The sequence below is a fragment of the Paenibacillus sp. 01T431 genome (genome assembly GCF_056398625.1).
In genome coordinates this window covers 118186-137649 of record NZ_JBFTPT010000006.1, presented here as the reverse complement: position 1 = coordinate 137649, position 19464 = coordinate 118186, and the positions used below count along the sequence as shown (strand labels likewise).

Genomic DNA, 19464 nt, shown 5'->3' with positions numbered 1-19464 from the left:
AAAGGGGCAGATTGAATGATGGCAATCATTCAATCTGCCCTTTTTATGTTTTGCTTTTTTAACCGTTAGGCTGCTCGGCTGCTGCCTTTTTCTGAAGCTCCCCGGCTGGCTGGCATGTAACAGGGAAGCAAACATGGTGCGGATGGTGATGCATCATGGGGTGAAACCAAGCATGATGATAATCTAAAGTCGAGAGCTCCCATCCATCATGAGGATGATGGTGATCGTAGTGCATGTGCTCATCCCACATCTCATGCATCATGGGATGATAATCATCCATCATGTGATGAAAGTGATGCATATGGTGGAAATCATCCATCATCGGATGAAAATCATCCATCATGGGATGGAAGTGATGCATGTGGTGAAAGTCATGAAAGTCGTGCATGTAAGGATAATGATGCATTTGACTTAAATCAACACAGCAATGAGCTGGAGCGGGAGCGGGTGCCGTCTGTGCATTCACAGTTTCCGGTCCCAAATTGGCCTGGGCAGGGCTTGTTTGCATTTGTTGAAAATACTCAGGCATAACAGCCGATTGCGGCATATAAGATTGATTGCGTATCATGGTGTGCCTCCTTTTTATCATACTCTACAATATGCTTTGAACGAAAAAAGGGCACTTATCCCTATAAATTGGGCTGCAGCCTTTAGGAATGAAGAATAGGACGAAGCGAAGAGGGTGACGCTAGTACCATCACAATCCATGAAATAGGCGGTTGCAAAATGATAATTAATATTGTAATTAAGGCTGTGTTCGCACTGCTTAGCTTTACGCATACGGAAGTGTTTGCAACAGATGCGGTTCATTTGCATGCGGAGCCGGCCTACGCAAAGTGGGGAAAGCTGGCCATGCAAGAAACGTCAAAAGCATACGAGGATGCTTCAATTGTTAATTACAAATACGAAGGAAGAAAAAAGCTAACTAATGGAGAATCAGAGGAATGTTTTGTTCTACTGTTAAATAAAGATGCCAAGCAATTTGCTATTCGCGTTACGATAAGAATAAACACGATTACGGACAGACTAATAAATGTGGAATTGAAAGAGCTAATGAATGGAACTTAATTGAAACAAAACAGCTGCCAGCTTCGTAATATAAGCAAATGTTTTAAATACACGCTTCTTTATGAAGCGAGAGGAGCATAATGATGCTAATTTCAACAACACCAACAATAGAAGGCCGTCCTATTCAAGATTATATAGGAATCGTAACAGGAGAGGCGATTATGGGTGCAAATGTCGTTCGTGACTTTTTTGCATCAATTACAGACATCGTTGGAGGACGCTCCGGTGCGTATGAGAGCAAGCTGAAGGAAGCTCGTGACGTAGCCATTGATGAGATGAAAAATCAAGCCGCTAAGATTGGAGCAAATGCAATCGTTGCGATCGACATTGATTATGAGGTTGTGCGTGAAGGAATGTTAATGGTAGCTGTCAGCGGAACAGCAGTACGCCTGTAAAATAATTTACCATAAAATTGGAAAACGATAAAACTATGATCACCTATGATCAAGTTTTGTCGTTTTTTTTGCATTTTATGATTATTTAGAAAAAGAAGCAACAATTCAATTGTAAAATTCGTTAAAATAAGGATGTGTATAAATGGAAGATCAAGTAAAGAGAGGGGTCAAATGGTGAACCGTTTTATTCATTTAAGAAATCGAACCATCGCATATGCGGTCATGATTAGTTTGATAGCTGCTTTCTTAGCGGGAACTGGCAACGCACAGGCAGCAGCAACGGAGAAGGGAATTTCATTGGAAACGAGTGTCGGATTTCAAGGCTACATGAAACAATCCGAGTGGTATCCTGTAAGGCTTACACTGACAAACCAGACAGCTGAGGATTTGAAAGGCGAAGTTGTTATATCTATAGCAGGGTCTAATGACTTGATCATACCCACAGAGCTGCCTCTAGGCACAGCCATACAATTAACTGCATCTATTCAAGGCGAGCTTCTTAATCGGAGCAACAGTAAAATACGATTTTATAAGGATTCCTACAAATCAGGCAAACTTATTCCGATTTTCGGCAACGATTACATAGACGCAAGAACGGCTAACAGCTACACCATTGGTGTCATATCTCGTGACCCGGATACTTTGAATTTTATGCCATCGTTAAATCAACGAGGCTACGAAATAACGGTCATTCCGATTGCGCAGAAGGAACTGCCCAGTGACTCCATTTTACTCAAAACACTCAACACGATTGTTATCAATGATATGCCAACCACGGGATGGGATGAAGCACAGATTAAAGCCATAACGGATTGGGTACAGCAAGGCGGCACACTTGTGTTAACTGGAGGAGTCGGCTATGGCAAAACTGCAGATGCCTTTAAACAGATTGCACCGTTAGAATCGTCAGGCACATCGACCATATCCAGCGCGGATTCACTTGCCAGCTTCGGAGGTACCACACTTCCACTTGAAAAACCTTTGCTCGTCTCGACAGGTCGTATAATAGATGGCAAAACGGAGCTTGCTGAGAATGGCCTGCCGCTTGTCATATCCCGTGAACATGGATTTGGCAGCGTTATTTATATCGCTTTTGATCCATCACTTGAGCCTATGTCTACATGGACTGGCAGCGCGATGCTATGGGCGAAGGTGCTTAAAAAAAATTTGACGCCGCTTCAGCCTGGCGCGATGAGCATCAACAATAATATGAAATGGAATATTGAAAGTATTATAGATGAGTTCCCATCGATTAAACCGCCCAACTTTATGCTGCTTATGTGGATGTTTATCGGCTATATGATCATCGTAGCGCCGGTACTGTATATAATTTTAGCTAAGGCAGATCGCAGAGAGTGGTCTTGGTGGCTTATCCCTGCTTTTTCTGTTATTACCGGTTTCGCAATCTTTTTCTTTGGCGCAGAAGATAAGCGGAATTTATCAGCCCATACGATTGAGATCATTGAGTTGACTGGACAAGGAGACGCTGTACGATCAGGTGCAACTGCGGTGTTCATTCCAACTGGGGGCACAGTGACTGCAGAATTTGATAAAAGAGTAAATTTATCTTTTTACGCCAATTACAACCAAAATGGAAATCAGATTATGGATGATAAAACGCAATTGATTTCTGAAAATGATTCGACTACAGCACTATGGCGCTCCGTTCCTTATTGGTCGACACGGAAACTATGGATAGAAAAGCAGACGATGAGCAGTGATACGGGGCAGCTAACTCTTGCTTATAAGCAGATCAGACATGCGATTGAGGTAACTGCTACCAACAATACGACAACTAATCTTACGAATGTTTCCATGCTAATCAATGGGCAAGCTCAGCTCTTTGGCGATTTGAAGGTCGGCGAGAGTGGGCAAACGACGATTACAACGAGTACGGTTAATCAATCAGGTTATTTCCCTTATGGACAGATGATGTTTCCTAATCCATCTAACCGAGGCAATGACGGGTATAATCGAGAGCGACAGCTTGTAGACAGCTTTGGGAATCGAAACAATGGCGGCATTGTCCCGCCGGAGCCTATAGTGGTTGGCTTTAGCACTGATCATGAGCAGAATTACAAGGTAAACGGCGAAACGATAAAGACTGATAACTTGAAGCTGTGGGTTCAGAAGGTCGAGACATCTTTTATTGATGGGAATCGTGTCATCGTACCAGCAGGTCTTATTAATCCCATTATTACGGAGAATGCCACGAGTCAATTGCAGCACTACGGGAACGGTTCTTATTTTGTAGGCGATGGCGAACTTATATTTGAATATATTTTGCCAAATGATCATGATGCTGTATATGATCATCTCGAAATCCTATACAACAATAGTACAACTGCTTCAAATCTCACATTGACTGTCTGGAACGAGAAAGAAGGAAATTGGACAGATCCAAGCAAAGCTGCAGCAGCGCCAAAAGAGTATTTGATTAACAATCAAATTGTTCGAATGAAGTTTTCTGTCATTGGTTCTGTGGACATGACTTTACCGCAGATTGCTTTAGAAGGAGAGATACAGAAAAAATGAGCAAAAATCACGAAATAGAGATCATTAATGTGGAAGTGCCTAAAACGGAACCTGCGGAACAACCATCAAATGATGCGCCTCTGGTTCCGATGATTGAGATCAAGCAGCTTTCCAAAACATTCGGAACGTTTCAAGCGCTTAAATCAATAGATCTAACGATTCCAAAAGGAACGGTATTTGGTTTTGTTGGGCCCAATGGGGCAGGGAAATCAACGACGATGTCTATTCTTGCGACATTAATGATACCCACCTCAGGCATCGCAAAAGTAGACGGATTTGATGTGACTAAACATCCGCATGAGGTGCGTAAGCGAATTGGATATATGCCGGATTTTTTTGGTGTGTATGACCAATTCAAAACGTTAGAATATTTGCATTTCTATGGCGCCAGCTATGGTATACCGAAGGCGGAGCGGGAGCAGCTGATTCCGCAATTGCTGGAGCTGGTCAATTTAAGTGATAAAAAAGATGCTTACGTTGACTCATTGTCTCGGGGTATGAAGCAGCGGCTTTGCTTGGCACGCTGCCTCGTTCATGATCCAGAGCTGCTTATTTTGGATGAGCCTGCTTCCGGCCTTGATCCTCGAGCACGGATTGAGATGAGAGAAATATTGCGAGAGCTGAAGTCAATGGGGAAAACGATCATCATTTCTTCACATATATTGCCTGAGCTTGCCGAAATGGTAGATGAAATCGGCGTCATTGAGCATGGTGAAATGATTGCGATCGGAAATGTCGCAGATATTCAAAATAGATTGCGTGTCAAACGTTTCCTGCATGTGAGATTAGTTGATCGGGAGTCAGAAGCGGAGCTGTTTTTGCGTGATCGCCCTTATGTTAACCGAATTTTCCGAGATGATCGTGGAATACAAATTCACTTTGGCGGACAAGATGCCGAGCAATCGCAGCTGCTTCATGAGCTGGTTGCAGCAGGTTTTCAGCTGATCTCCTTCAGTGAAGCGCAGACGAATCTTGAGGATGTGTTTTTGGAAATTACGAAAGGGGGAGACGGACTCGAATGAAGGAGCAATCTTCGGCAAGAGCAGACCGAATGAGCTGGCGCCACCAGCTTATCAATCCCGTATTGAATAAAGAGTTCAAGCTTAGAATGAGAACGCCTCGCGCGATGTGGACGCTGTTCTTTTACTTATTTGCAATCGGCTTAATGGCTTTAAGCGCTATTTATTTAACTGAAGTAACTTCTGGACGAGGACAGTCCTATAATCCTGAGCAAAGCAAAATTTTGTTTTATTTTATGAGCATGGCACAGCTTGGTTTAATTGCTTTCATGGCACCGGGCCTCACTTCCGGTGTTATTAGCGGCGAACGCGAGAAGCAGACCCTTAATTTGCTGCTCACGACGCAGCAGAGCTCAGCAACGATTGTGCTTAGCAAGCTTGTATCGTCACTAAGCTTTATGGTACTGATTGTGATCAGTACGATTCCTGTATACAGCATGATCTTTTTGTATGGCGGCATCTCGCCAGAACAGCTCTTTCTCGTTTTCTTGTTTTATTTATTTATTATGTTTGTACTCGGCTCCTTCGGCATATTATTCTCGACATTATTCAAGCGAACAATGATTTCTGTCATCGTAACGTATGGCGTTACGTTGTTTATGTTTGGCGGAACAGCATTATTATTTATTGTACTCGTAGGCGTGATGGAGCAAATGCCGCAAACGACTACAAATGCTTACAGCTGGATCGGTCATATTATTGCCTTGAATCCTGCCGCTGCTTTGTACAGCATTTTAGATCCGCTCGTCTCAAATCAAGCCTTTTCTGTAAATTCGATTGGACAGAAAGGGAATAATGCGCCGCTTGCATTGTGGCAGGAGTTCATTATTATCTATACGCTTCTCTCCATCCTAGCTCTATGGCTGGGCATACGTAGACTTCGTCCTCGTTTGAGACGGAAATAATGCTTGAAAAATAAATTATGGTTGCGAAAGAGAGAGTTGTGAAGCAAATCATGCTGTAGAGTAAGGTTTTGCTGCGCAAATGATGCTTACGAAGTAAAGTTTTGCTTTGCAAAACTTATAGGAGGGCCAGTTATGCAAAAAAAGTCGTTGGTTGAACTGCTCCATCCTGTTAGACGCAGGTTGACAATGTTTACAGTGAGCCGTTATGCGCTGATAGGTTTACTTGGAAGCAGTGCTGCTGGCCTTTTGCTGCTTGGTGCAAGCAGGCTGTGGCCTATTTTGCATGTTCGACTGCTTGTGTTCATCATTGCCAGTTTAGGTTTCGTTGTTGGTGCGGGCATTGGATTATGGAAGCGTGCTTCCTTAAGGGAAGCAGCTAGAATGATGGATAAACAAGTAACCGAGGATGCGATATCGACTGCTCTTGATGGGTTAATGCGTGAAGAAGATCACGCTCATCCGATCGTTATCATGCAGCGAGAAGCGGCAACAGAGGCTGCAGATAAATATGTGAGCGGATTGCATTCTTCGCTGCCGTGGCCAGGCTGGCGAAGCTGGCGTTTGCTCATCTATAGCGCAGCTGCTGTATGGATCGTTTTGGCGATACTGCTATTCCTGCCTAATTCACTTGACGAACGAGCGGAAGCGCTCGCAGCGGCAAAGGAAAGGCTTGTGGCGCTGGATCAAGAAACGGAGAAGCTTACTGATCTCGCGGAGGCAGCAGAGCTGCCAGAGGATCAGAAGCAGGAGCTGCTTAAACCACTGAAGGAGCTGCGCAGCAAGCTCGATTCGCTGGGCAGCGATGGAACTGAGGCGCTAGAGCAGCTGGAGGCTGCGATTAACAAGCTGGAATTAGCAGCTGAAGCTGCGCAAAAAACGGCGAAGCGGTTGGAAGCTGCGGCGAATACGATGAGCAATGAGCCAAGCCTGCGGCAGCTCGGTCAAGCTTTGCAGGATCGAGACGCCGCAGGCATGCAGCAAGCGATCGACGCTATGCGATCGCAGCTGCATCAACTGTCGCCAGCGCAGCGTGAAGCGCTGGCGAGTGCACTTGAGCGGCTGGCAGCAGAGCAGCCGCAAGAGCAGGGCGCCGCACAGCTTGCTGCGGCGCTTGAACAGGCGGCGCAGCAGGTGCGCGCCGCAGGTGATGCCGGGGCGGACGGCGGAGCCGCCCCGGATGGCGAGAGCGCCGGCGATGCACTCGCGGCGCTTAAGAAAGCGCTCGCCCGCGAATTATCGCAGGGCGAGCTGGAGCAGTTGGCCCGAGGTATGGCGGGCCAGCTCGGGCAAAGCGGGCAGCAGCTGGCACAGCAGCTTGCTGCGGAAGGCGCCGCGGGCGTTGCGCCCGGCACTGGCTCTAGCTCTAATGCTGCATCCGGCACTGTTCCTCAATCTAACTCAAGTTCCAGCTCTGGTTCAGGAACTAGCTCAGGCACTGGATCTAGCTCTGGCTCCGGTACTGGCTCTGCCTCTGCCTCCGCCTCAGGCACTGGCTCCGGGTCTGGCACTGGCACTGGCTCTGGCTCTAGCTCTAGCCCTAGCTCTAGCTCCGGCACTGGCTCTGCCTTAGGCACTGGCTCCAGCACTGGCACTGGCTCTGGCTCTGGCTCTAGTATTGGCTCTGCCTTAGGTACTGGATCTAGCTCTGGCACTGGCTCTAGCTCTAACTCTGGCTCCGGTACTGGCTCTGCCTCCGGCTCCGGCTCTGGTTCTGGCTATGGTTCCGGGTCTGGCTCCGGCTCCGGCTCTGGCTATGGTTCTGGATCCGGATCTGGCTCCAGCTCTGGCTCCGGCACTGGACCAGGAGCTGGCACAGGAGCCGGCGGTAGAAATTTGGTCACAACGCCTCGTACGATGCAGGGCTCCGGTAATGTACAGCAGGATGGTGGTCCATCAACAGGGGGACAGACCGTAAATGGCGGTCAATCCCCGATGATCGATGGAACGACACGTCCTTATGAGGATGTCTATAACGAATATGCAGCAGAAGCGAAGCAATCGTTAGGACGCTCTCAGCTGCCTGATAGTATGCAGGAGAAGGTTAAGCAATATTTTGATCAAATTCAACCGAACCGATAATGGAGATGATCCGATATGATTGAATCCAAAGCACAGTTAGATGAGGCTGCCGCGCGGATTGCTGCATTGAAAGAAGAGATTGGCCGTGTCATCGTCGGTCAGCAATCCGTTGTGGAGCAGCTGCTCTGGTGTTTGCTTGCCGGGGGTCATGCCCTTCTCGAAGGAATACCAGGCCTTGGCAAAACGATGCTGATCCGCACTGTTGCGGATTGCATCTCTTTGCAGTTTTCTCGTATCCAATTTACGCCTGATTTAATGCCTTCGGATATTACGGGTACAACATTGATAGATTTTGGTACCCAAGGCGCAGCCGCACATCGGTTTCAAGCAGGCCCGATTTTCGGAAATTTAGTGCTCGCTGATGAAATCAATCGGGCGACGCCCAAAACACAAAGCGCATTGCTGGAAGCTATGCAAGAGGGTACGGTAACAGCAGGCGGAGAGACGCATCAGCTGCCAAAACCTTTTTTTGTGCTAGCTACCCAAAATCCGATAGAACAAGAGGGAACCTATCCGCTGCCTGAAGCGCAACTTGATCGTTTTTTGCTCAAAATTGGAGTGGATTATCCAAGCCGCGAGGAGCTTAAACAAATCGTGCTCCGCACAACTTCAATCACTCAGCCCAAAGTATCAGTTGTTCTTTCCGCGGCTGAATTATTGGATCTGCAGATGTCTGCTAAACAGATTTTAGTCGCCGATGATGTGCTTGATTTAGCGGTTAAGGTTGTTATGATGTCGCATGCTGGCGAGCCTGACGCACCAGAAGAGGTTAAACGATATGTTCGATTCGGAGCGGGGCCGCGTGCTGTTCAAGCCATTATCGCTGTTAGTAAAGTTAGAGCATTATCAGCTGGAAGGCTTCATATTTCTTGGAATGACATTCGGCAAACGGCTTTGCCGGTGCTTCGGCATCGACTCGTGCTTAGCTATGAGGCACAAGCGATGGGCTTGTCGAGCGACCAGATGTCCGAAGCCATTTTAACGGCTGTGGAGGCCGCGCGATGAGCGTGAGCAAAGAATCAGCAAATTCATTACAGAATGCCTATTCTCCATCTGCCGGACTTTCGAATCAGGAAGCTTTGAAGCTATTATTTCCTAATCTATCTTTTCTTACGGAGCTTGAACGAATGCGTATTCGTGCAGGTAACCGCATCAAAGGTTTGCTGGCAGGCAAAAGGCGCTCCAGCTCGCTTGGCGGATCGCAAGAATTTGCTGATTATCGGCCCTATTCATCCGGTGATGATATCCGCCGAATAGATTGGAATGTTTACGGCCGAACAGGCAAAGCGTTTATTCGGCAATATTGGGATGAACAAGAGCTGCAGGTTAGCCTCTACATCGATGTATCACAATCCATGGCTTTTGGTCATTCGGATACAAACAAGCTTCAATATGCCTTAAGACTAGCTGCATGCTTAGGGCATATCGCCCTTTGCGGAGATGATCGAATTTCGGTGCGATTGTTTCGTGATACGATCATTAAGGAGCTGCAGCCGCTGCATGGGCGTGTTTCTTCGTCAAAGCTTTTTCATTTTTTAGCAGATGCCATGCAGCAGCTGGAGAGGGATAGCGATTCTTCTTCCTCTGCTGCAACAAAATTCGTTAACATGGCAGCACCATTCCAGACGGCAGCTGCATTGCCGAGACGTTCTGGTTCCGCGTGGGTACTTACGGATGCTATGTTTGAACAGGGAATCGAAGAGACTCTCATTTCGTTAACAGCAGCAGGTCAACAGGTCGTGCTGGTACATCTATTGTCGCCTGAAGAGTTAAGCCCCGATTTGAGCGGAGAACTCAAGCTAATTGACAGCGAGCTGGGGACGGGAAAGGAAGTAGCGATAGGTCAAAAGCTGCTTCAGGAATACCGTAGTGCAGTTGCAAGCTTTCAAAATGAACTGAAGAGCATTTGCGCAGCACGCGGCGCCTCCTATATTTTCGTGAATACTGGTGTTTCCTTAGAGGAAACGGTTAGACACACTTTTTTGTCCTCGCATGTACTTAACAGCTAGTTCCAAATTTATCGCTTTATAAGGTTTTTGCATATGTACTTTCCTAGATCTCTTTAAAGCATGATTAGAATGGATTGGAGGGTATTGGATGCAGTTTTTGTCCGTGGCATCAGCTTGGTTTGCATTTGCGTTGCCAGCTATCGCTGCCATGTATATCCTAAAGAGAACCTATAAGAACCAGCATATCGCTAGTCACCTGCTATGGAGACGGGTATTGCAGGAGCAGGAAGCGAATCGGCCATGGCAAAAGCTCCGCAGCCGCTGGCTTCTCATTTTGCAGCTGCTCGTTGCTCTAATACTCGTTTTCGCTTTAATGGAGCCAATAGTCATGAGGCAGGCAGCACCATTTGGTCATGCTGTCCTCCTCATTGATCGTTCTGCAAGCATGTCGGCAAAAACAGGAGACAACAATCTTACTGCGAAGACAAGCCTTGAATCAGCAATAGAAGCAGCAGAGATCTGGCTTGACAAACAATCAAATACTCGATTGATTACGATTGTTGCCACAGGTGCGCAGCCTGAAGTGTTGACGAATCGCCAAAGAAACAAAGAGCAGATGAAACGACAACTGCAAGCGATAACTCCTTTTTATGGAAAAACAGATCATACCGCAGCCCTTTCGTTAGCAGATTCTTTGTTGCAAGAGGATTCAAATGGAGAGGTCGTAATTTTTACAGATGGCCAGTGGTCAGATGCTGCAGAAGCCAACAAGCTCAACCTGCATGCAAAAGTTGAGCGTGTAATCGTAGGACAAGCGAGCTCTGACAGCAATGTATCGCTTTTATATTTTGGCATCAAAGCAGATTCTAACGATAGCGGTAAAAGTGTGGGTATGATCACGATACAAAATGACAGCAAGCGGGAGCAGACGGTAAACCTTGATGTATTCGCTGCAAATGATGAGAGTGATGTGAAAAAGCAGATTCTAGCTGCAAATCGAACCGTTATTGTTCCAGCAGGCGAGTGGGAAAGCGTGGAGATCGTCGATCTTCCTCCAGCCCTTTATTACAAAGCCAGAATTGAACAACGCATGGATGCTGTTGTCATTGATAACACAGCATTTCAATTTCCGACAATTCCAAGTGCTAGGCAAGCACTTCTCATTTCGGAAGGAAATTTGTTTCTGGAGAAAGCACTTCAGCTGGCAGGCGTCCAAACGGTAAAAATAAGTCCAGACAGCGCCGTTCCAACAGGTGAGCAGGTTAATAGACTGGATTGGATTATTTTAGATGGGATGAATGAACGGCTGATGGCCGACTCTGAATGGTCCCTGCTGCTTAAATCAAAGCCGCTATGGATGATCGATCATCCCGATCAATCGGATGAAACAGCAAGCATTCCAACGAACACGAGAGTAGAGAAGAAGGAGCATCCCCTTACGACTTATATCACATTTGCTGATACGCATATTGGTCGACTGGAGAAGCCTGATGCATCTGAGCTTTTATGGGGAGAGCCGGTACTTAGCTATGGCGGAATACCAGCAATTTATGCAGGCAAGGAGAATGGCAAGGCGAAGCTTCGCTTTACTTTTAATTTTCAAGATACAGATTTGCCGCTCCGGCCAGAGTTTCCGATTCTTATCCTTCAAGCTGCACAGTGGATGAGCGGCGGTTCTCGCCTTGAGCTTGGTTCTGTCATTTCTGAGCAGTTAATGGAAATTTCTCTACATACGAATACGGTTAAAGCGGTTTGGGAAGCGGTTGAGCTTACTGGAGGAGACTCCCGAGCTGAGCGTGCGCTGCTTCGTCAGTCAGCAGAGCTTGATTTGGATTCAGCTGGATTATATATCGCACCCTCCATTCCAGGGTTATACCGCCTCGTAGAAAGCGACAAAGATCAAATGGCTGTAAGCAGTCGGTTGCTCGCTGTTACGGTTGATCATGAGGAGCTGCAGAATAATGGACCCGATGCAGGGGTGTTTTTGCCGAACGCAACCTCTGAGCTCGCTCCAGCTCCCGGCATAGATCGTTCAACAGAAGAACAGCAGATATCATTGCAATTGTATGTTGCGATTTTATTGCTCTTCATAATGGCAGCTGAATGGGAGGTGTATCGCCGTGGGCTTTCAGGCTGAGTTCCCGCTCGCATTTCTATTGCTGCTTCCTTGGCTTTTATATATCGTTTGGATGTTCATAATGACCCTTCGACTTCGCGGTCGCAGAAAAATAATGTCTATTGCCACACGATCGATTATACTGTTACTCCTGATTGCAATTGCAGCTCAAGTCCAGCCGTTTATTGAGCGAGAGCAGCGCAGCCTCGTATTTGTCGCTGACAGGTCAGAGAGCATGCGAGCCGATAAACGTATAGGCAAGTGGATAAATGAGGCGTGGACTGCTAAAGAAGAAGCTGATCGGGGAGGAATCATTTCTTCTGGGTTGAATGCGGCAGTTGAACGGACGGTTACGAATAAGAACTTAGCAGAGGATACCGAGTTTAATTTCCAAGCGAATGTCAATCGGAACTATACCGATCTGTCACAAGGGCTTCAGTTAGCAGGAGCTATGCTGCAAAAAGAAGGCGGAGGACGTATTGTTCTGCTCTCTGATGGTGCAGAAAATACAGGTGATGTACTTCGACAAGCACGTATGCTCAAAAATGCAGGTATTTCCGTTGATGTTGTCCATATCAACACTTCGGTTGTAACGGATACCTCGATTGAAGAACTGAATGTACCGGCAGCTCTTAAGCAAGGGGAGACCTTTACTTTTGAGATTGCCATTAACAGTACAATTACGGGTCGGGCGCAGCTTCGACTATATGCAGATGATACTGAGCTCTCAGTATCGGATATCCAGCTTGAAAGAGGCGAAAATCGTTATTCGCTGCAAAGTGTTGCGCTGGACCCGGGCTTTCACCGTTTTAGAGCTGAAATATTTACAGCAGGCGATGAACAGCCGGCAAATAATACAGCACATGCCTTTAGCCGGGTAAGTGGTCCACCAAATGTATTAATTGTGGAAGGCGTCCCTGATTCCTCAGCTAACATAGAAGCTGCACTGCAAGCTTCCATCATCCGTTACGAGACGATCATGCCAGAGCAATTGTCGGTCGAGCTAGCACAATATGCAGCATATGACAGCATTATTATGAATAATGTATCCGCTGCGCGTATAGCTGAGAAGCCTATGGAATGGATTGCAAAAGCCGTTAGCGATTATGGGGTAGGCTTGATGATGGTCGGAGGTGACGAAAGCTTTGGGCTTGGCGGTTATTTCAAAACGCCAGTTGAGCGTGCGTTACCCGTATATATGGACTTGCAAGGAAGAAAACAAATTCCATCGCTAGGACTTGTACTCGTCATTGATCGATCTGGAAGCATGTCGGATGGCAAGCTTGACCTTGCGAAAGAAGCTGCCATGCGAACGATTGAGCTGCTGCGAGATACAGATACAGTAGGAGTAGTTGCGTTTGATTCTTCGCCTTGGTGGGTTGTAAAGCCGACGAAGCTTACAGATCGCCAAGCTGTCCTTGATCAAATCCAAAGCATTCAGCCTGAAGGAGGCACCGAAATATTTTCAGCGCTGAATGAAGGTTATGAAGGTTTATATAAGCTTGACGCACAGCGCAAGCACATGATTTTGCTGACGGATGGTCAATCTTCAACGAATGCCAACTACAATACGATTACAGATGCAATGAATGAGAAAAATATGACGTTGTCGACAGTTGCTGTAGGAGAAGGCGCTGATCAAAATCTGCTTGAGCAGCTGGCCAAAAATGCCAAAGGACGGTATTACTTTACGAAAGACGAAAGCACGCTTCCCGCTATTTTTAGCCGAGAGACCGTGATGATGTCTAGAACGTACGTCGTGGAGCAAACCTTCACCCCAAGTATCGGTCAAGCAGGAGAGTGGTCTTCCCTTTGGCGCAATGGATTGCCTGCAATCCATGCCTATATAGCAACTTCGCCGAAAGAAACAGCTGAGATTGCATTATGGACACCTGAAGGCGATCCACTCCTCGCACGCTGGTCTTATGGTTCTGGAAGGACGGTTGCATGGACTAGTGATTTAAGCGGAAAATGGTCAAGCCAATGGGTGCAATGGGCAGAGCTTCCTAAAGTTTTCGTTGATTGGGTAAAATGGACGTTTCCACAGTTTGAGCATGCTCCTTATTCCATTACTGCACAAGTAGATGGTAATGAAGCAAAGTTAACCGTTCATTCACAGGCAGAGGGAGCAGGGGCTGACAGCAAGCTTTCTGCAGGTATTCTGAATCAAGAGGGAGAAAGCGAACGGAAGCGGTTAATGCCAGTGGCACCTGGTGAATTTGAAACGAAGCTAGCAGTTACTGAACCCGGTGTTTATTTGGTGCAGATTGGTCAAGGGGATAGTCAATCGTCTATTCATAATGGGAATACGGCAGGATTTGTGATCCCTTATTCGCCAGAATATCGAATCGCAAATCAGGATGGTTTAAAGCTGCTTGAACAGGTGGCCTCCACAACTAGTGGAAGAATGTTAGATCCAACAGACCCAAAGCAAGCCTTCCAATTTGAACCTGTTCTTACACGGCAAGTTTATAACTGGACACATGGCGTTCTCGTGGCAGCACTGCTGCTATGGCTGCTCGATATCGCCATTCGTAGATTGTCTATTTCATGGAAACGTGGGTTTCAGCCGATTATCCAAACATTTCGTAGAAAAACGAAGTTATCAATCCAGCGAGATAACGAAAGAGCTTTAAGTGGCCATTCGTCAAGCTCTGTGAGTCGCTTAAAGGAAAGAAAGTCAGAAGCAGTCCGTTTTTATAGCGGAGATAACCATCCACGATATCGTGAAGATAAAGGCCCATCGGGAGATCCTTCAGGCAAACGAGACGATGAGAAAAGAATGAACGTTTCTATTGCAAGGAACAAGAGCGTACAAGTGCCAACCAAAGAGGTGGAGCGCGCGCAAGAAAATGATCCTAGCGTTGCAAGAGAACTAGATTCGAATCGTGTGAATATGCAAGGCAAAGCAGAGAACGGAGCCACGATTAATCGTCTGCTTGCAGCGAAAAACAGAAAGAAGCGTTAGTATACTACTATTTATGCGGAGGAGGTGCCCAATTGAACACGATAAAAAAAGAGCATCGAATGGAAAGTATTCGTTTTTTTGTCCAAGAATTGATTTCATCGATCAATAATGAGGCGAAAAAACAAGAAGCGTCTATTCATTTATTCGGCGTTGCTAGCTTGGCCTCCATGTTGGCAATGAAAAGAGGACAGGATGCTGAGCTCGCTTCAATCGCAGCATTGCTTCACCGATATTATGATTACAAAACCGGTATTAGTGAGTTTTCTGGTCTTAACAGTGCGGAGTCCGTACGACCTTTTATTCGGGATTTGGATCTGTTTACGAAGGAAGAGCAAAATACAATTCTTAGAGCGATCTTTTATTATGAAGACAGAAGCAGAAGCCAAGGGCCTTATGAAGAAATTTTAAAGGATGCCTATTTATTGCAATTGTATCTTTACCAGCCAAATCATTGTTTTGATCAGGACGGTAAAAGTAGACTTGAAAAGGTATTAAATGAACTTATGATTCCTGCCAAGTTTGTAGGAGCGTTAATAAACTGTGATACTGGCGGGACGGATGAGCGTTCAACTACGCGCGAGCTGCTTGCTGACATCGCAGAGTCGCTTGCGGGTAAAGATATTATTGGCGTGCCTGGCGATGAAAGGTATAGAGAGATATGCCGATATTGGCCGGACTCTGATATCCATAAAGTATTGAAAAATAGCTGGTGCGCTGCATTTGTTTATTATTGCTGCAAATTGGCCGGATTTCGTCTCCCCATTCGTTACCCGAATGGTGTTTGTCGTTTTGCGGGTGTAGCTGCTTGGCTGGAATGGGCACAACTGCCTGAAACCGGATTTTTTTATAAGGATGGGCAGGATGGATTTAAACCTCAGCGAGGCGATATTGTCATTTACGATAAGCTGCTCTCTGATGAGCCTCATGATCATATTGGCATCATTTTGAGTTGCGAAGATACTCAGATACTCGTAGCTGAGGGTAATCGAGACAATCAGAACTACTCAGATGTTTTTTACAGGGAAAGACAACGCTTTATACTGGGGTACATACGGATAAGCAATGACTACCAATATGAATGGAGCGGCGAGTATGTTCCAATTACTTAATGCTATTAATAATTAATCGGGTTAATCAAGATAGACATGAGCTGGCCGTAGCGTTACAATGCTTGTAAATGAAAATTTAAATGCAACGCTTGAAGGGATGGGTAACATGTACTCAGAGATTACGACAGCCGAGTTAGAGAGCCAGTTGAAGGAAGGTAAAACCTTAAATCTAGTTGATGTTCGTGAAACAGAGGAGTGGCAAGAAGGCCATATTAAAGAAGCACGCAGCATCCCGCTATCGTCGCTCCAAGAGCGGATTGATGAGTTTCAGCAAGGGGAAGAAGAGATCCTTATTATTTGCCGCAGCGGCGGTCGCAGCGGGAAAGCTTGTGATTACCTCGAGTCTCAAGGTTATAGAGTAGTAAACGTAGCTGGCGGCATGCTTCAATGGCAAGGCGAAGTAGCTACTGGAGAATAATAGAATAATAGGTTTCTAAAAAAGCCCATTGCGGGCTTTTTTTATTTGCATATTCGAATGCAGAAATAGATCACCTGAGGTAAAAGTATCAAATGAATATATCTATTGTTTCTCTTGCTGCGTTTAACGAAATCAAGCTATATTTAATCCAAATTATAGGGGGGCTTGATTATGTCGCACACGAAACCGAGCTTATCGATTCAAGAAGTGAATACGGTGCTGCAGCGCCACTTTGGAAGTGAAGTAAGCCATATTATGGCTAATGAGGGCGGTAATTTCAGCAGCGTTTTTTTCTTCGAATGGGCAAATGAACCATATGTGATACGCTTCAATTCATCCAAAGAATCTTTTCTGCAGGAAGAGACGATTTCAAATCTGCTTTCTTCACAAGAGTTGCCTTATCCAAAAGTTTGCGGTATCGGTGAAGAGCGGCATTTCTCCTATTGTATTTCAGAGCGAAAGCTTGGAACCGTACTGGCGGATTTGCAGGCTGAGCAAAAAATGGCCGTTGTGCCGGATCTGGTTCATGTCATTTCCAAGATGAATCAGGTTCAATTAGGACAAACAACAGGATATGGCCCGGTCATCGACGGGAAAAATGGTCAATATGCGGATTGGGAGTCATTTGTARCAGCGTTTTTTGCAGAGAATCAGGAGGGAACCTTTTGGGAAAACTGGCATGAGCTGTATCGCACGACATGTTTAGAGCGTGATGTTTTTGAAGAGATATATTCGAGGCTGTTGGCATTTTGCAGCTATAACGCAGCACATAGACATTTTGTTCATAATGATTGTCATGAGTGGAATATTATTTCTGATGGCAGCAGCATTACCGGAATTATAGATGCAGGTTTCATCTATGGCGACTTTATGATCGATATAGCGACGATAGAAGAAGCTGTACCTGGTATAGATTTGGGTGAAGCATTCCGTGTTCATTATGAGCATTTAGGCAAACCAATTGAAAACTTTAAAGAACGGCTTATTGGAGCTCGATACTTTAAAGGTCTGGACGGTCTTCGTTTTTTTGCGAAAATGGGCTGGGATCATGCATATATCGAGCTTCGTGATAAGCTGCTATCTCTCCCTAAGGGATAAAACCTTATAATGCTTCTCTACACACTCAGAGACATTTGCACATATAATGAGAACACGCAACTGACAACATGCTGACGGTTTTTGTGCAGTTTGGATATATTTTTTTTACCATTTGAGGTATCCTTAGAATCACATTGTTTTTTAGAAAAATACTTCAGGCATCATTGTCCATGAAGTAAAGGATTGGGTGATTGAAATGATTGTTATCAAGACGAGTGAAGAAATAGCAAAGATGAAAAAAGCTGGTGAAATTTTAGCTGCTTGCCACCGAGAGCTGCGTACATTTATTCAAGCAGGCAAAACGACATTAGAGATTGATAAATTTGTCGAAGCTTTTTTGCAAAAGAATGGAGCAACTCCTGAACAAAAAGGATATCACGGCTACCCTTTTGCAACATGCGCCTCGGTTAATGATGTAATATGCCACGGTTTTCCAAGTGAGCGGGCATTAGTCGATGGTGATATCGTAACCATTGATATGGTAGTCAACCTAGACGGTTGGTTAGCAGATTCCGCTTGGTCTTATGCAGTCGGCAATATATCGGAAACATCACAAAAGCTGCTTGATGTGACAAAGGAATCCATGTATAAAGGGATAGAGCAGGCTGTAGTCGGAAACAGAATCGGCGACATATCTCATGCGATTCAAGCTTTTGCTGAAGCACAAGGCTTCTCGGTTGTAAGAGATTTTATAGGTCACGGTATTGGTCAGAAAATGCATGAGGAGCCTCAAGTGCCTCATTATGGCCCGCCGAATCGAGGTACACGTTTAAAGGCCGGGATGGTTTTGACAATTGAGCCTATGCTTAATACTGGGAAGTACCACAGCAAAATCGATGAAGACGGATGGACGGCTAGAACGATCGATGGCGGTTTATCTGCGCAATACGAGCACACGCTTGCTATTACAGAAAATGGTCCGATTATTTTAACCGAGCAATAGATTTAATAAATGAACAGACTATAGCAAATTAATATGGCCTAATGGCCACTACTATAAATTTCATTGTACTTGGCCTGCGTGCCTGTTTGTTCCTAGTGGAACAACAGGCCACAGGCTATTTTATTTTATAGAACAAAATTCTAAGTTTAGAAACTGTCCCCAAAAGGGCGTGAGTGAGTAGACTTTATGGATGTAGAAAGAACCTTCCAATAAACTGTAAAAGTGGAAACGAAGGTTCTTTTCTCGAAAATTAATAGATGTAAAGCTTGGGTATGGATTCCGAAGTTAACTTTTTAAAACACCCTTCTTTTTAAACATTTTTTAACGACATGTTACTTTTTTAATAGGAAGAGTGTCTTATTACATATCAGGAAGAAGTTAGTCTTCATGCATATTTCGGAAAAACGCATCGATAATCAGATGAATACCTTGAAGAGAGGGAGGAGCCATATTGAGCAAAAAAATGGGATATATGTTATTAGGCGTTTTCTCTTTGCTGCTTGTCATTTTTTTATTCAACTGGCTTAGAACAAATACTGACAATTTCGGAATGCTGCAGAGCTTCTCTGTGACGATTAATAATCAATCGGATTATGATATCGTTTCGGTTGAAACTGGAATTATTTCAAGCCTTGAAAAGCATAGCTATGCAAAAATAATAAAAGCTGGCGACACGGTTCGAATAAAACCGCAATTGAAATTAACAGGTGAAGGTGCCGTATACTTGAAATATACGGATGACAGGGGAATGACGAAGGAGACTGTTGCTTGCGGTTATACAGAATCCCTTTCTGGGAGCACGAAGTTAACCGTTGATAATAATGGAGTTACAGAGAATGAACAAAAGTGTATGTAAAGCTTG

Annotated in this window: 16 protein-coding genes; 15 read left to right on the top strand and 1 reads right to left on the bottom strand. The window is 45.3% G+C overall.

Annotated features, from left to right (window positions below; translation table 11 throughout):
• Positions 1–58 precede the first annotated feature (58 nt).
• On the bottom strand, positions 59–568 hold the full coding sequence (locus AC1DM9_RS12685) for a hypothetical protein (protein ID WP_477580299.1): 510 nt from the start codon (positions 566–568) through the stop codon (positions 59–61).
• Positions 569–726: 158 nt separating this feature from the next.
• Between AC1DM9_RS12685 and AC1DM9_RS12680 the strand changes: the two genes are divergently transcribed.
• The 15 genes from AC1DM9_RS12680 (at position 727) to AC1DM9_RS12610 (ending at position 19458) form a co-directional block, all read left to right on the top strand.
• A complete protein-coding gene (locus tag AC1DM9_RS12680) occupies positions 727–1068 on the top strand; it encodes a DUF3889 domain-containing protein (RefSeq protein ID WP_477580297.1) in 342 nt (113 codons plus the stop codon).
• An 83-nt stretch (positions 1069–1151) separates the two neighbouring features.
• Positions 1152–1463 (top strand): YbjQ family protein, encoded by a 312-nt coding sequence (locus AC1DM9_RS12675; protein WP_076269253.1) that lies wholly within the window; start codon positions 1152–1154, stop codon positions 1461–1463.
• A gap of 171 nt (positions 1464–1634) precedes the next feature.
• Positions 1635–3998 (top strand): DUF4350 domain-containing protein, encoded by a 2364-nt coding sequence (locus AC1DM9_RS12670; RefSeq protein WP_477580295.1) that lies wholly within the window; start codon positions 1635–1637, stop codon positions 3996–3998.
• An 89-nt stretch (positions 3999–4087) separates the two neighbouring features.
• Positions 4088–5020 (top strand): ABC transporter ATP-binding protein, encoded by a 933-nt coding sequence (locus tag AC1DM9_RS12665; protein ID WP_441913191.1) that lies wholly within the window; start codon positions 4088–4090, stop codon positions 5018–5020.
• The gene (locus tag AC1DM9_RS12660) at positions 5017–5922 is read left to right on the top strand and encodes an ABC transporter permease (protein ID WP_477512663.1); all 906 of its coding nucleotides are present in this window, start codon (positions 5017–5019) and stop codon (positions 5920–5922) included. Before AC1DM9_RS12665 ends, AC1DM9_RS12660 begins: the two co-directional genes overlap by 4 nt.
• A gap of 132 nt (positions 5923–6054) precedes the next feature.
• A complete protein-coding gene (locus tag AC1DM9_RS12655) occupies positions 6055–8001 on the top strand; it encodes a hypothetical protein (protein ID WP_477580293.1) in 1947 nt (648 codons plus the stop codon).
• 15 nt (positions 8002–8016) lie between these two features.
• Positions 8017–9006 carry an AAA family ATPase gene (locus AC1DM9_RS12650; RefSeq protein ID WP_477580291.1) on the top strand — a complete coding sequence of 330 codons (990 nt, stop codon included), beginning with the start codon at positions 8017–8019 and terminating at the stop codon, positions 9004–9006.
• Positions 9003–10010 carry a DUF58 domain-containing protein gene (locus AC1DM9_RS12645; protein ID WP_477580289.1) on the top strand — a complete coding sequence of 336 codons (1008 nt, stop codon included), beginning with the start codon at positions 9003–9005 and terminating at the stop codon, positions 10008–10010. Before AC1DM9_RS12650 ends, AC1DM9_RS12645 begins: the two co-directional genes overlap by 4 nt.
• Positions 10011–10098: 88 nt before the next feature.
• Positions 10099–12087, top strand: a complete 1989-nt coding sequence (locus tag AC1DM9_RS12640; protein ID WP_477580287.1) for a vWA domain-containing protein — start codon at positions 10099–10101, stop codon at positions 12085–12087.
• Positions 12071–15034, top strand: a complete 2964-nt coding sequence (locus tag AC1DM9_RS12635; protein WP_477580285.1) for a VWA domain-containing protein — start codon at positions 12071–12073, stop codon at positions 15032–15034. Before AC1DM9_RS12640 ends, AC1DM9_RS12635 begins: the two co-directional genes overlap by 17 nt.
• Before the next feature lie 32 nt (positions 15035–15066).
• Complete coding sequence (locus tag AC1DM9_RS12630) at positions 15067–16143, top strand: CHAP domain-containing protein (protein ID WP_477580283.1); 1077 nt, start codon at positions 15067–15069, stop codon at positions 16141–16143.
• A gap of 106 nt (positions 16144–16249) precedes the next feature.
• The gene (locus tag AC1DM9_RS12625) at positions 16250–16561 is read left to right on the top strand and encodes a rhodanese-like domain-containing protein (protein ID WP_477550327.1); all 312 of its coding nucleotides are present in this window, start codon (positions 16250–16252) and stop codon (positions 16559–16561) included.
• A gap of 171 nt (positions 16562–16732) precedes the next feature.
• Positions 16733–17659 carry an aminoglycoside phosphotransferase family protein gene (locus tag AC1DM9_RS12620; protein WP_477580281.1) on the top strand — a complete coding sequence of 309 codons (927 nt, stop codon included), beginning with the start codon at positions 16733–16735 and terminating at the stop codon, positions 17657–17659.
• A 196-nt stretch (positions 17660–17855) separates the two neighbouring features.
• On the top strand, positions 17856–18602 hold the full coding sequence (gene map, locus AC1DM9_RS12615; protein ID WP_441884758.1) for a type I methionyl aminopeptidase: 747 nt from the start codon (positions 17856–17858) through the stop codon (positions 18600–18602).
• Between the two features lie 451 nt (positions 18603–19053).
• The gene (locus AC1DM9_RS12610) at positions 19054–19458 is read left to right on the top strand and encodes a hypothetical protein (protein ID WP_441884692.1); all 405 of its coding nucleotides are present in this window, start codon (positions 19054–19056) and stop codon (positions 19456–19458) included.
• Positions 19459–19464: the final 6 nt, after the last annotated feature.

Bases quoted from the DNA above. Each gene is read 5' to 3' on its own strand.
- AC1DM9_RS12625 (WP_477550327.1), top strand. From the start codon at position 16,250: ATGTACTCAGAGATTACGACAGCCGAGTTAGAGAGCCAGTTGAAGGAA.
- AC1DM9_RS12660 (WP_477512663.1), top strand. From the start codon at position 5,017: ATGAAGGAGCAATCTTCGGCAAGAGCAGACCGAATGAGCTGGCGCCAC.
- AC1DM9_RS12680 (WP_477580297.1), top strand. From the start codon at position 727: ATGATAATTAATATTGTAATTAAGGCTGTGTTCGCACTGCTTAGCTTT.
- AC1DM9_RS12645 (WP_477580289.1), top strand. From the start codon at position 9,003: ATGAGCGTGAGCAAAGAATCAGCAAATTCATTACAGAATGCCTATTCT.
- AC1DM9_RS12665 (WP_441913191.1), top strand. From the start codon at position 4,088: ATGATTGAGATCAAGCAGCTTTCCAAAACATTCGGAACGTTTCAAGCG.
- map (WP_441884758.1), top strand. From the start codon at position 17,856: ATGATTGTTATCAAGACGAGTGAAGAAATAGCAAAGATGAAAAAAGCT.
- AC1DM9_RS12655 (WP_477580293.1), top strand. From the start codon at position 6,055: ATGCAAAAAAAGTCGTTGGTTGAACTGCTCCATCCTGTTAGACGCAGG.
- AC1DM9_RS12685 (WP_477580299.1), bottom strand. From the start codon at position 568: ATGATACGCAATCAATCTTATATGCCGCAATCGGCTGTTATGCCTGAG.
- AC1DM9_RS12640 (WP_477580287.1), top strand. From the start codon at position 10,099: ATGCAGTTTTTGTCCGTGGCATCAGCTTGGTTTGCATTTGCGTTGCCA.
- AC1DM9_RS12675 (WP_076269253.1), top strand. From the start codon at position 1,152: ATGCTAATTTCAACAACACCAACAATAGAAGGCCGTCCTATTCAAGAT.
- AC1DM9_RS12670 (WP_477580295.1), top strand. From the start codon at position 1,635: ATGGTGAACCGTTTTATTCATTTAAGAAATCGAACCATCGCATATGCG.
- AC1DM9_RS12650 (WP_477580291.1), top strand. From the start codon at position 8,017: ATGATTGAATCCAAAGCACAGTTAGATGAGGCTGCCGCGCGGATTGCT.